This is a genomic window from Streptomyces sp. NRRL F-6492 (assembly GCF_001280125.1).
GTDB lineage: Bacteria > Actinomycetota > Actinomycetes > Streptomycetales > Streptomycetaceae > Streptomyces.
Genome location: NZ_LGEG01000222.1, coordinates 80,595 through 92,963 on the forward strand (window position 1 = coordinate 80,595; position 12,369 = coordinate 92,963).

Below are 12,369 nucleotides of genomic sequence, written 5' to 3' on the forward strand. Positions count from 1 at the left end.
GCGCGTCGGGGAGAGCCGGGCCCCGGCGGTGCTCCCGGAAGCGATCCCCGCCGTACGGCCCCCCGCCGTACGACCCCCCGCCGTACGACCCCCCGCCGTACGGCCGCCCGATCCGGGAGCCCGTGGGCGGCACCAGGTGTCCGACCGTCCGGCACGACGCCGTACACGGCGGCTTCCTCAGGAGTCGTACGGAGCCGTGTCGTCCGGGTCGTACGTGTCGTCCGCGTCGTACGTGTCGTCCGCGTCGTCCGGCGTCTCCTCCGCCTTCGTGGAGAGGACCTCGCGGGCCTGTTCGGCGGCGCGGGCGAGGCTCTCGGCGACGAAGTCGAGGAAGCGGGCGACGTTCTCCAGGCGGACGGCGGCCGGGGTGCCGGGGCCGAGGACGCCGACGCCCTGCCGGGCGATCCCGACCTGGTCGTTGAGGGACCGGACGCTGGCGACCATCGACTGGTACCAGACGTCGGAGTCGACGACGTAGCGCTCGCGGCGGCGCTCGTCGCGCTCCCTGCGGACGAGGGTCTGCCCCTCCAGGAACGCGATCGACTTGGACACGGTCGCCGGGCTGACCTGGAGGTGCCGGGCGAGCTCGGCCGCCGTCAGGCTGCCGGCGTCGGTCAGGAGGAGGGCCACCATCACCCGGGCCATCATCTTGGACAGCCCCGACTGCATCATGACGGTGGTGAACAGCTCCTCGTAGGCGCGCACGGCCTCGGGGTCGCGCCCGTGCGGCTGGGGGGCCGGCTCCGCGCCCCGGGGGCTGACGGGCGGCCTGCGCCGGTGGGCGCGCTGCTCCGTGGCGCGGTGGGCCAGGTCCGCGCGGTACCCGGCGGGGCCGCCGTTGCGCATCACCTCGCGCGTGATCGTCGAGGTGGGGCGGTCCAGGCCCCTGGCGATCTCCGCGTAGGCGAGGCCGTCGGCCAGCCCCAGCGCGATCTGCTGACGGTCCTGCTGAGTGAGCCTGCCTCCGGGCATCGCGGTCTCCTTCGTTCTCCCTGAGGTCCCCAGCATAGCGTTCACTCTCATTCCATTGCAATGGAACCAGTGTCTGACGTTGCGTTAAATCCATCTCTAGTGCAACGATTTAACGCTTCTGAGCTGCGGTTACGCAATTTCTATGCAACTACATCGTTGCCAACCCTTCGAACGCAACGTAGCTTTTCCTACATCGGAAACGACGCGAAACAAGGAGAACACCATGCAGACCTTCGCCACCCCCGCCCCGATCTCCACCGTCCTCGACATCCCCGCCGGACGGATCCAGATCATCGCCGCCGACCGCACCGACACCGTGGTCGAGGTCCTCCCCGCGAACGCCGCGAAGAGCCGTGACGTGAAAGCCGCGGAGCAGACCGGCGTCGCGTACGCCGACGGCGTCCTGCGGATCGAAGTCCCCGCGAAGAACCGGAACTTCGGCCCCTCCGGGTCCGTCGAGGTGACGGTCCGGGTGCCCACCGGCTCCCACGTCGAGGCGAAGGCGGCCGCCACCGAGTTCCGCGCCGTGGGCCGGCTCGGCGACGTCGTCTTCGACGGCGCGTACCGGCAGATCAAGATCGACGAGGCCGCGGGCGTCCGCCTCACCGCGACCGACGGCGACGTCGAGGTCGGCCGGCTGAACGGCCCCGCCGAGATCAGCACCCAGCGGGGCGACATCCGGATCGTCGAGGCCGTGCGCGGCAAGGTCGTGCTCCGCACCCAGGACGGCGACATCTCGGTCGGCGCCGCCGCCGGGGTCTCCGCCTCCCTCGACGCCGGCACCACCCTCGGCCGCGTCGGCAACGACCTGAGGAACGACGGCACCGCCGTGCTCGCCGTCCACGCGACCACCACCCGGGGCGACATCACCGCCCGCAGCCTCTGACCCGCCCGCCCACACCCCATCACCCAAGGAGCACCCCATGACCGACCTGGCCATCGCGGCGACCGGGCTGCGCAAGTCCTACGGGGACAAGGTCGTGCTCGACGGCATCGACCTCGCCGTCCCCGAAGGAACGGTCTTCTCCCTGCTCGGCCCGAACGGCGCGGGCAAGACCACCGCCGTCAAGATCCTCTCCACGCTCGTCACCGCCGACGCCGGGGACCTGCGGGTCGGCGGCCACGACCTGGCCGCCGCCCCGCAGGCGGTACGGGCCGCCATCGGCGTCACCGGGCAGTTCTCCGCCGTCGACGGCCTGATCACGGGCGAGGAGAACATGCTCCTGATGGCCGACCTGCACCACCTGCCCAAGCGGGAGGGACGCCGGGTGACCGCCGAACTCCTGGAGCGCTTCGACCTGGTGGAGGCGGCGAAGAAGCCCGCCGCCGGCTACTCCGGCGGCATGAAGCGCCGCCTGGACATCGCCATGACCCTGGTCGGCGACCCGCGGATCATCTTCCTCGACGAGCCCACCACCGGCCTCGACCCCCGCTCGCGGCACACCATGTGGCAGATCATCCGCGAACTGGTCACCGGCGGCGTCACCGTCTTCCTCACCACCCAGTACCTGGAGGAGGCCGACCAGCTCGCCGACCGCATCGCCGTGCTCCACGACGGGAGGATCGCCGCCGAGGGCACCGCCGAGGAGCTCAAGCGACTGGTCCCCGGAGGACACGTGCGGCTGCGCTTCTCCGACCCCGCCGCCTACCGCACCGCCGTCGCGAACCTGCGCGGGGCCACCACCGACGACGAGGCGCTCACCCTCCAGATCCCCAGCGACGGCAGCCAGCGCGCCCTGCGCACCGTCCTGGACCAGCTGGACACGGCCGGCGTCGAGGCCGACGAACTGACCGTGCACACCCCGGACCTCGACGACGTCTTCTTCGCCCTCACCGGCACCACCGGCACCACCGGCGTCCCCGCACAGCCCTCCCAGCCCTCCCAGACCTCCCAGACCTCCCAGACCGAGGAGACCGTCCGATGAGCTCCCTCTCCCTCGCCGTGCGCGACTCGTCCACGATGCTGCGCCGCAACCTCCTGCACGTCCGCCGCTACCCCTCACTCACCCTGAACCTGCTGCTCACCCCGGTGATGCTCCTGCTGCTGTTCGTCTACGTCTTCGGCGACGCGATGAGCGCGGGCCTGGCCGGCGGCGGGGGCCGCGACGCCTACATCGCCTACGTCGTCCCGGGCATCCTGCTCATGACCATCGGCTCCACCGTCGTCGGCGCCGCCGTCTCCGTGGCCATGGACAAGAACGAGGGGATCATCGCCCGCTTCCGCACCATGGCCATCCACCGCGGTTCCCTCCTCGTCGGGCACGTGGTCGGCAGCGTGATGCAGTCGCTCGCCAGCGTCCTCCTCGTCGGCGCCGTCGGCCTCGCCATCGGTTTCCGCTCCACCGACGCCACCGCCCTGGAATGGCTGGCCGCCCTCGGCCTGATCGCGCTCTTCGCCCTCGCGCTCACCTGGATCGCGGTCGGGATGGGCATGGCCAGCCCCAACGCCGAGGGCGCCAGCAACAGCGCCACGCCCCTGATCCTGCTGCCCCTGATCTCCAGCGCCTTCGTGCCGCTGGACTCGATGCCCGGCTGGTTCCGGCCCATCGCGGAGTACCAGCCCTTCACGCCGGCCATCGAGACCCTGCGCGGCCTGCTGCTCGGCACCGAGATCGGCCACAACGGGTGGCTCGCCGTCGCCTGGTCCCTGGCCCTCGTCGCGCTCGGCTACCGCTGGTCGACCGCCGCCTTCCGGCGCGACCCGGCGTGACCGGTACGACCAGTACGACCCGTACGACCCGTACGACCAGTGCGACCCGTACGAAAAGCGGGCCCCCGGCGAGTGCGCCGGGGGCCCGATCAGTACGCCGGAGCGCCGTCCCCGAGGGCCAGGGACGCCGCCACCCCCGTCGCCACCGACTCCGCGAAGACCACGTCCTCGCGCTCGAAGGCCGGTCGGCAGGAGGCCCGCAGGAAGGTGAGGACGCCCAGCGTCCGGCCCCGGGAGCGCAGCACCACGCACAGGGAGTGCGCCGCGTCGCCGGGCCACTGGTGGGCCTCCGCCCACACCTCGGCGGTACGGCCCGCGCTCGCCCGGACCGCGCCGACCCGGTCCCACGCCTGGAGCGCCGGATGCCTCGGCCCGTACCGCAGCGGGATGCCGCCGCCCACGGGCGGGGAGGACGGGCCGGGCGCGGCCGCCGGGACGGCCAGGGACCGCGTCAGGCGCCGGTCGCCCGCCACCCGGTCCACCAGGGCGTGGTCCGCGAACCCGGCCAGGGCGAACTCCAGGAGGACCGTCGCCGCCTCCGCCGGGTCCTCGCACTCGGCCGCCGCCGCGCCCGCCCGGTGCAGCTGGCTCCACCGGAACCGCAGCCGGTCCGCCCCCCGCGCCGCGAGCCGCTCCTCGGTCACGTCCTGGAACAGCCAGGCCACCCCCAGCGGCACCGCCGCCTCCGTCATCGGGGACGCCAGCCGCAGGAAACCGCTGCGCCAGCACCGGCGCCGCTCCCCCGAGGCCGTCCGCAGCGTCACCCACACCTCGGCGGGCGCGGGCGGCGTGCCCTCCGCCAGGACGTGCTGGAAGGCGGCCTCCAGCTCCTCGGCGCCGTGCACGACGACGTCGCCGAGCGGACGCCCGAGCAGAGTCGTGCGCCCGGCCCCGAAGGCGCGGGCCGCGTGGGCGTTGACCATGGCGGGGCGCAGGTCGGCGTCGACCAGGACGACGCCCCAGGAGGCGTCGTCGAACAGGGCCTCGCTGAGCGCGACCGAACGCTCCAGGTCGAGCTGGACGTGGACCTCGCTGAACGCGCAGTACACCCCGGCCGGCGCGCCGTCCGCGCCGCGCACCCCGGCCGCCTGGCTCCGTACGAGCACCCGCCCGCCGTCCTTGCGCAGCAGCACGAACTCGTGCACCTGCCGGCCGGGCCCCTTCATGGCCCCCATCAGGCGCCCCAGGGTCTCCTCGGCGTCCGCGCTCCGCGCCGCCCACCCCTCGAACCCCCGCCGCCCGACCGCCTCCGCGGCGGACCACCCGAGGATCCGCTCGGCCTCCCGGTTCCAGTGCGTGACCGTCCCGTCGGCACCGAAGGCACAGAGCGCCGCGTCCATCCCGTCGAGCAGCGCGGCCAGCAGATCGGCCCCCGCACCGGGAACGGAAGCGGTATCACTCGTGGACTCCGCGAAAGCACTCACCCGACACCCCCCATGCTGTGAACCATTCAACTGGAACGTGACGCAGGGCACACCGTCTTCGCCCATATTGTTTCCTCCCGGAAACGAACGGGGACGGGGGAACGAGCCCTCCGGAGACGTGAATAAACCCCTTGAAGGGGACCGGGCCGGTGCCTAGTGTGGGGGTACACGCGAAAGGAGGTGATCCGGAAAAATGATTTCTTTTCGGACTCGTGAGGTGACTGCGGGCTAAGGCCTGCCGTCGCACTCTGTGCACCTCGGCAGGCCAGTCTGCCGAAGACCAACGCAGTCACCCGACCCGTGAGTCGCCGGTCAGTCCGGCCGGCTCCCGTCCGACCCAGGCGCCTGGGCGGAAGGGACCGAGGCTCACGGGTCGTCTGCGTCTCCGGGCCCCGTCAGGGGGCCAGGCGCTCCACCCGCCAGGACTCCCCGCCGTCCTCGCGGACGTAGCGGAGGCGGTCGTGGAGGCGGTTCTCGTGGCCCTGCCAGAACTCGACCGCGTCGGGGACGACGCGGACGCCGCCCCAGTGCGGGGGGACCGGGACCCGGGCGCCCTCCGGGTAGCGGGCGGCCAGTTCCCCGTAGCGGGCGAGGAGTTCCTCGCGGGAGGCGATCACCGAGGACTGGGGGCTGGCCCAGGCGCCGAGCCGGGAGCCGTGCGGGCGGGTGCGGAAGTACGCCGCCGTCTCGTCGCGGCCGACGCGGACGGCCCGGCCCGTGACGACGACCTGGCGGGCCGACGGGTGCCAGGGGAAGAGCAGCGAGGCGTACGGGTTGTCCGCCAGCTCCCGGCCCTTGCGGGAGCCGTAGTTGGTGAAGAAGACGAACCCGGCCTCGTCGTAGTGCTTGAGCAGGACCGTCCGGGAGGACGGGCGGCCGTCGGGGGTCGCGGTGGAGACGACCATCGCGTTCGGCTCGTGGATCGCCGGGTCCGCGGCGGCCTCCTTGAACCAGCGGGTGAACTGCGCGACCGGCTCGGGCGCGAGGTCGGCCGGGGACAGCTCCGTGGTGCGGTACTGCTCGCGCATGCCGGCGGGGTCCGGGACCCCGTCGCACGCCGGACAGGGCGGGAAGTCGTCGCGCGCGGAGTCGCTCGCGGAGTCGTGCGCGGAATCGGTCACGCTGCCATTCTGCGACAGCGGGCCAGTCTGCCCGGCACCGGAGACGCCCAATCCTCCCCGCCGGATCGGCGGAGTGTGCCGGATGTCACGCTTCCCCGCATCATCGGAACCGTACAGACTCTTCGGCTGGATGACTGTTGATTCCCGCCATCGACCAACCCCGTTGATCGATCATCGATAGAGGAGCCGCCTGATGTCCGACTTCGTACCCGGACTTGAGGGAGTCGTCGCGTTCGAGACGGAGATCGCCGAACCCGACAAGGAGGGCGGCGCCCTCCGCTACCGCGGCGTCGACATCGAGGACCTCGTCGGCCACGTCTCGTTCGGCAACGTCTGGGGCCTGCTCGTCGACGGTGCCTTCAACCCCGGCCTGCCCGCCGCCGAGCCGTTCCCGATCCCGGTCCACTCCGGTGACATCCGCGTCGACGTGCAGTCCGCGCTCGCCATGCTCGCGCCCGTCTGGGGCCTCAAACCGCTCCTGGACATCTCGCCCGAGCAGGCCCGCGACGACCTCGCCCGCGCCGCCGTCATGGCCCTCTCGTACGTCGCGCAGTCCGCGCGCGGCCAGGGCCTGCCGATGGTCCCGCAGGGCGAGATCGACAAGGCGCAGTCGATCGTCGAGCGGTTCATGATCCGCTGGCGCGGCGAGCCCGACCCGAAGCACGTCAAGGCCGTCGACGCCTACTGGACCTCCGCCGCCGAGCACGGCATGAACGCCTCCACGTTCACCGCCCGCGTCATCGCCTCCACCGGCGCCGACGTGGCCGCCGCCCTCTCCGGCGCCGTCGGCGCCATGTCCGGCCCGCTGCACGGCGGCGCGCCCTCCCGCGTCCTCGGCATGATCGAGGAGATCGAGCGGACCGGCGACGCCACCGCGTACGTGAAGCAGGCCCTCGACAAGGGCGAGCGCCTGATGGGCTTCGGCCACCGCGTCTACCGCGCCGAGGACCCCCGCGCGCGCGTGCTCCGCCGTACCGCCAAGGAGCTGGCCGCGCCGCGCTTCGAGGTCGCCGAGGCCCTGGAGAAGGCCGCCCTTGAGGAGCTGCACAACCGGCGCCCCGACCGCGTCCTGGCGACGAACGTGGAGTTCTGGGCGGCCATCGTCCTCGACTTCGCCGAGGTCCCGGCGCACATGTTCACCTCGATGTTCTCCTGTGCGCGCACGGCCGGCTGGTCGGCGCACATCCTGGAGCAGAAGCGCACCGGCCGCCTGGTCCGCCCCTCGGCCCGCTACACGGGTCCCGGCCGCCGGGACCCGCGCGACATCGAGGGTTACGCCGACATCGCCGGCTGACCCTCCGGGTGCAGCAGGAGCTCCGCGTGGTGGCGGGCCGCCACCGACGGGTGGGCGCGGAGCTTCCCCTTCAGGGCGTTCCTGCCGTACTCGGCGAACAGCGGGTTCGACGGGTCGGTGGTGATGCCGGGGGCCGCGGAGGCGTGCGGGAAGTCCAGCGGGGCGATCCGGGCGTCGAGCCGCGGGTTGTAGAAGAAGGGGACGGAGAACCGTTCCGTCGCGCCGGGCGGGGAGACCACCCGGTGGTTGGTGGCGATCAGGTAGCCGTTGGTGGCCACTTCGAGCAGCTCGCCCAGGTTGACGACGAACGCGCCGGGCAGCGGCGGCACGTCGTGGAAGTTCCCGTCCTCGCGCTGGACCTGGAGCCCGCCCACCTGGTCCTGGAGCAGCAGGGTGAGGAAGCCGTAGTCCTTGTGGGCGCCGACGCCCTGCTCGTCGCCCTCGCCGCTGCTGCCCGGGTAGCGCACCAGCTTGAGCTGCGGGTGGGCGTGCGGGCCGAAGATGTCGTCGTAGAAGTCCGCGGGCGCGCCGATCGAGGCGAGCAGCTCGTGCAGCAGGCGCTCGGCGACGCCGCTGAGGCGGTCGATCCAGTGCAGGGCGGCGGTGCGCAGCTCGGGCAGGGCCTCGGGCCACTGGTTGGGGCCTTCGAGCCACCAGTACGGGGCCTCCCAGGGCGCGGGGGCGTGCGCGGGGCGCTCGGCGCCGATGTCCAGCTGGTCGCGCCAGTCCCGGGCGCCCCGGGTCCGCTCGTCGCCGATGCGGGTGTAGCCGCGGAAGTGCGGCGAGTTCACGTTGTCGAGGGCGAGCCGGTCGGCCTCGGGCAGTGCGAAGAAGGCGCGCATGGCGGAGGTGAGGGCCCGTGTCTCGGCCTCGGTCACCCCGTGCCCGACGAGCTGGAAGAAGCCCACGTCGTGGGCGGCCGAGTGGAGCTGGGCGTGGAGCAGCCTGCGGGCCTGCGGGCCGCGGTCGGCGGCGGAGAGGTCCACGATGGGGAGCTGCGAGGGGTACGAGCTGCTGGTCATGAGGTGTCCGCGGGGTCTACGGGTGCCCGGGCGGCCGCCGGGGTGGGGCGGGTGCCGCGGGTGCCGGTCTGCTGGGGCTCTGTGACGGGACCGGGAGGGGTGGGTGGAGTGGTACCCCGGAAGGTCTGGGAGGCCTGGAGGGTCCGGAGGACCCGGGAGGCCGGGGCCGGGGGTCCTGGGCGGAAGGCCCGGACCGGGGCGGCCGTGAGGGTCAGACGGAGCGTCGACAGCTCATGCTCGTGACGCGGACGAAGTCCACGTGGCGACGGCGTACGAGCGGAGGCATGCGAACAGAGTACTGCGAGGGGCCCGGGAGGGATGTGGCGCGGGTCACGAAACGGGACGTTCTTCCCGGTGGGAGGCTTCTGCCGGCCGGGACGTGCCGGGGTGTGCCGGGGTGTGCCGCGGCACCCGGCGCCTGGGGTGTACCGGGGTGTGCCGCGGCACCCGGCACCCGGGGCGCACCGGGGCGTACCCCGGCACCCGGCACCCGGGGCGCACCGCCGCTACGTCAGCGCCTCGTTCACCAGGCGTGCCCACTGGGACACCACCCGTTCGCGGCGGGCGCGGTCGTCGGTGAGGAGGGTGGCGAGGCCGAGGCCGCGGGCCATGTCGAGGAGGCCCTGGACGGTCTCGCGGACGCCGGGGCGGGACTCGTCGGCGCCGAGGACCTCGACGGCGATGCGGTGGGACTCGCGGCCGACGCGGGCCTCCAGCTCGGTGACGCGGGCGCGGAGCTGGTCCTCGCCGGTGGCGGCGACCCAGAGGTGGAGGGCGGCCCGGAAGAGGGGGCCGGTGTAGAGGGCGACGAGGGCCGCGACGGCCGCCTCCCGGTCGTCGGAGGGCAGGGCCCGCAGCGCCTGGGAGCGTTCCTCGGCGACGTACTCGACGGCGGCCGTGAAGAGGTCCTCGCGGGTGGGGAAGTGGTGCTGGGCGGCGCCCCGGGAGACGCCGGCCCGCTCCGCCACCACGGAGACCGTCGAGCCCGCCCAGCCGTGTTCGGCCAGGCAGGACACGGCGGCCTCCAGGAGCCGCTGCCGGGTGGCGCGGCTCCTGTCCTGCTTGGGTGCGGTCACAGCCGCCATGCGGGGTCCCGTCGTTCGAGGAAGGCCGTCATCCCTTCGCGCGCCTCGGCGGAGGCGAAGAGCGTGGCCGACCTCTGCACCAGGTCCTCCGCGTCGCGTTCGAAGGTCTCCAGGACTTTAGCGGTGACCAGCCGTTTCGATTCCCGCAGGCCCTGCGGGGAGGCGGCGCGCAGGGCGTCGAGGATGCCGTCGAGGGCGTCGTCCCCGGCCGTCACCAGGCCCATGGCGATCGCCTCCGCCACCCCGAACCGCTCGCCCGTCAGGTAGTGGCGGGCCGCCGCGCGCGGTTCCAGCCGGGGAAGGAGGGTGAGGGAGATGACGGCGGGCGCGACCCCGATCCGCACCTCCGTGAGGGCGAAGTCCGCCTCCTCCCCCGCCACCACGACGTCGCACGCGCCGAGCAGGCCGAGGCCGCCCGCGCGCGCGTGGCCGGTGACCCGGGCGACGACGGGCTTCGGCAGCTCGACGATCTGCCGGAGCAGGGCCACGAAGTCGTACGGGCTGGGGGGCGACTTCAGGTCGGCGCCCGCGCTGAAGGTGGTGCCGGCGTGGTCGAGGACCACGGCCCGTACGCCCGGGTCCTTGCCGCACGCGGTGAGCGCGTCGGCGAGTTCGGTGACGAGGGCGGCGGAGAGCGCGTTGCGGGTGGCGGGGGAGTTCAGCGTGAGGGTGGTGACGCCCCGTTCCTCGGACGTGGTGACGAGTGTGGTCATGCGCGTTCCCTCAGTTCCCTTCGGAGGATCTTTCCGGACGCCGCCCGGGGGACGGTGTCGACGAACTCCACGTCGCGGACCTTCTTGTACGGGGAGACGCGCGCGGCGACGTGCGCGACGACCTCCTCGGCGGTGAGGCCGGGCGCGGAGGGCTGGCGGACGACGAAGGCCTTGGGGATCTCGGTGCCCTCGGCGTCGGTGACGCCGATGACGGCGGCGTCGGCGATGCCCTCGTGGGTGAGGAGCAGCGCCTCCAGTTCGGCGGGGGCGACCTGGAAGCCCTTGTACTTGATGAGTTCCTTGACGCGGTCGACGACGAAGAGCCAGCCGTCGTCGTCGACGCGTCCGACGTCCCCGGTGTGGACCCATCCTTCGGCGTCGATCATGGCGGCGGTGGCGTCGGGGCGGCCCAGGTAGCCCTTCATGACCTGGGGTCCCCGGATGGCGATCTCGCCCTCCTCGCCGGGCGCGGCGTCCTTCGCGGGGTCGTCCAGGGAGAGGATCCGCATCTCGGTGGAGGGCAGGAGCCTGCCGACGGTGCCGGGCGGGGGCGTCTCGACGTCGAGGGGGACGACGTGGGTGCCCGGGGACAGCTCGGTCATGCCGTACGCCTGCCGGACCGGCGGGAGCCCGAGCCGCTTCGAACACGCCTCGGCGAGGGCCGCGTCGAGCGGGGCGGCGGCGCTGACGATGTACTCCAGGGAGGACAGGTCGTAGTCGGCGACGGCCGGGTGCTTGGCGAGGGCGAGGACGATCGGCGGGGCCACGTACAGGCCGTTGATGCGGTGTTCCTGGACGGCGCGCAGGAAGGTGTCGAGCTCGAAGCGGGGCTGGACGACGACGGTGGCGCCCTGGCGCAGGGGCGCGTTCATGAGGGCGGTGAGCCCGTAGATGTGAAAAAAGGGCAGTACTGCAAGAATCCGGTCTCCCGGTCCCATCGGGATGAACGGCTCCAGCTGGGCGAGGTTGGTCGCGATCGAGGTGTGCGTGAGCATCACCCCCTTGGGTACCCCGGTCGTGCCGGACGAATACGGGAGGGCGGCGACGTCTTCGTCGGGGTCGACCGCGATCTCGGGGACGGGCCCGGTGGAGCCGAGGAAGGCCTGGAGCGAGCGGACGGCCTCCCCCGCCGGGGGCTGGTCGCAGAGGAGGATCTCCTCGATCCCGCCCGCGAGTTCGGCGGCGGCGCGGGCGGCGGGGAGCAGGGGCGAGACGGTGACGATCCAGCGGGCGGAGGAGTCGCGGAGCTGCTTGGCGAACTCCTCGGGGGTGGCGAGCGGGTGGACGGTGGTGACGGCCGCGCCGGCGCGGGTGGCGGCGTAGAAGGCGACGGGGAAGAGCACGGTGTTGGGGCTGTGCAGGGCGAGCACGTCGCCCTTGCGGACACCGGCCTCGGCGAGCCCGGCGGCGACCAGCCGGTGGAAGGCGTCGACCTGGGCGTACGTGAGGGTGAGCGCGCCCTCCGCGCCGGAGCCGTCGACGAGGGCCGGGGTGTCGCCGTACTCGGCGGCGCGGCCGAGGACCGCGTCGTGGATGGGGAGCGAGACGGCCGGAACGTCCTCGTACGCGCTGTGGAACACCATGGTTGACCCCCTGGAGAGGTGGAAGGTGAGCGCCGGGATCGCGGGTACCGCTGCGACTTGGGGTGACCTTGTCAGTACCCCGTAGAACAATCAAGCACGCGTGCATGATTTTGGGGCGGTGCCTGTGCGGGGTGCACGAGGAAACCGGTACGGCCCCGCACCGAAGCGCGGGGCCGTACTTGGAACGAGTCCTCGCCGCCCTGCGAAGGCGACGCGGAAGACTTACATGCGGCCGTCCCGCACCGCGCCGACCAGCGCGCCGAGGGCCCCGAAGCTGACCAGCAGGGCGGGGCCGGCCGGCACCTTGCTGTCACGGACGGCGACGACCCGCCCGTCGGCGTCGACGACGCCGCACTCGACGCACTGCGCGGTGCTGTCCGAGTACGTCGACTTCCACCAGGCGACGGGCAGGGTGGAGGCGTCGGCGATGTGGTTCATAGGGAGT

The 12,369-nt window shown here is 73.0% G+C and carries 12 protein-coding genes; 4 read left to right on the forward strand and 8 right to left on the reverse strand.

The window, feature by feature from the left end; all coding sequences use genetic code 11:
• Positions 1 to 177: 177 nt before the first annotated feature.
• On the reverse strand, positions 178 to 972 hold the full coding sequence (locus tag ADL08_RS20220) for a helix-turn-helix domain-containing protein (protein ID WP_053644947.1): 795 nt from the start codon (positions 970 to 972) through the stop codon (positions 178 to 180).
• Positions 973 to 1,195: 223 nt separating this feature from the next.
• On the opposite strand from ADL08_RS20220, the gene ADL08_RS20225 reads away from it, so the two are divergent.
• Genes ADL08_RS20225 through ADL08_RS20235 form a run of 3 tightly spaced genes read left to right on the forward strand, consistent with a single transcriptional unit; the run spans position 1,196 to position 3,682 of the window.
• Entirely contained in the window at positions 1,196 to 1,858 is a 663-nt protein-coding gene (locus ADL08_RS20225) for a DUF4097 family beta strand repeat-containing protein (RefSeq protein WP_053644949.1), read from the forward strand.
• A gap of 37 nt (positions 1,859 to 1,895) precedes the next feature.
• Positions 1,896 to 2,897: an ATP-binding cassette domain-containing protein gene (locus tag ADL08_RS20230; RefSeq protein WP_053644951.1), complete on the forward strand. Its 1,002-nt coding sequence runs from the start codon at positions 1,896 to 1,898 to the stop codon at positions 2,895 to 2,897.
• Positions 2,894 to 3,682, forward strand: coding sequence for an ABC transporter permease (locus ADL08_RS20235; protein WP_053644952.1), 789 nt, complete (start codon positions 2,894 to 2,896; stop codon positions 3,680 to 3,682). Before ADL08_RS20230 ends, ADL08_RS20235 begins: the two co-directional genes overlap by 4 nt.
• An 89-nt stretch (positions 3,683 to 3,771) precedes the next feature.
• On the opposite strand, the gene ADL08_RS20240 is transcribed toward ADL08_RS20235, so the two are convergent.
• A complete protein-coding gene (locus tag ADL08_RS20240) occupies positions 3,772 to 5,106 on the reverse strand; it encodes a PAS domain-containing protein (RefSeq protein WP_234352203.1) in 1,335 nt (444 codons plus the stop codon).
• A gap of 395 nt (positions 5,107 to 5,501) precedes the next feature.
• Positions 5,502 to 6,134, reverse strand: coding sequence for a pyridoxamine 5'-phosphate oxidase (gene pdxH / locus ADL08_RS20245; RefSeq protein WP_107092118.1), 633 nt, complete (start codon positions 6,132 to 6,134; stop codon positions 5,502 to 5,504).
• A gap of 286 nt (positions 6,135 to 6,420) precedes the next feature.
• Between pdxH and ADL08_RS20250 the strand changes: the two genes are divergently transcribed.
• Positions 6,421 to 7,521, forward strand: a complete 1,101-nt coding sequence (locus tag ADL08_RS20250) for a citrate synthase 2 (RefSeq protein WP_053644959.1) — start codon at positions 6,421 to 6,423, stop codon at positions 7,519 to 7,521.
• Here ADL08_RS20250 and ADL08_RS20255 read toward each other — a convergent pair.
• The 5 genes from ADL08_RS20255 to ADL08_RS20275 all read right to left on the reverse strand — a co-directional run bounded on the left by ADL08_RS20255 (position 7,500) and on the right by ADL08_RS20275 (position 12,362).
• Entirely contained in the window at positions 7,500 to 8,543 is a 1,044-nt protein-coding gene (locus tag ADL08_RS20255; protein ID WP_053644961.1) for an isopenicillin N synthase family dioxygenase, read from the reverse strand. The genes ADL08_RS20250 and ADL08_RS20255 overlap by 22 nt on opposite strands.
• Positions 8,544 to 9,049: 506 nt before the next feature.
• Positions 9,050 to 9,628, reverse strand: coding sequence for a TetR/AcrR family transcriptional regulator (locus ADL08_RS20260; protein WP_053644963.1), 579 nt, complete (start codon positions 9,626 to 9,628; stop codon positions 9,050 to 9,052).
• Positions 9,616 to 10,341 carry an enoyl-CoA hydratase family protein gene (locus ADL08_RS20265; RefSeq protein ID WP_053644964.1) on the reverse strand — a complete coding sequence of 242 codons (726 nt, stop codon included), beginning with the start codon at positions 10,339 to 10,341 and terminating at the stop codon, positions 9,616 to 9,618. Before ADL08_RS20265 ends, ADL08_RS20260 begins: the two co-directional genes overlap by 13 nt.
• The gene (locus ADL08_RS20270; RefSeq protein WP_053644966.1) at positions 10,338 to 11,924 is read right to left on the reverse strand and encodes an AMP-binding protein; all 1,587 of its coding nucleotides are present in this window, start codon (positions 11,922 to 11,924) and stop codon (positions 10,338 to 10,340) included. Before ADL08_RS20270 ends, ADL08_RS20265 begins: the two co-directional genes overlap by 4 nt.
• Positions 11,925 to 12,146: 222 nt before the next feature.
• On the reverse strand, positions 12,147 to 12,362 hold the full coding sequence (locus ADL08_RS20275; RefSeq protein WP_053644968.1) for a DUF397 domain-containing protein: 216 nt from the start codon (positions 12,360 to 12,362) through the stop codon (positions 12,147 to 12,149).
• Between the last annotated feature and the right edge of the window lie 7 nt (positions 12,363 to 12,369).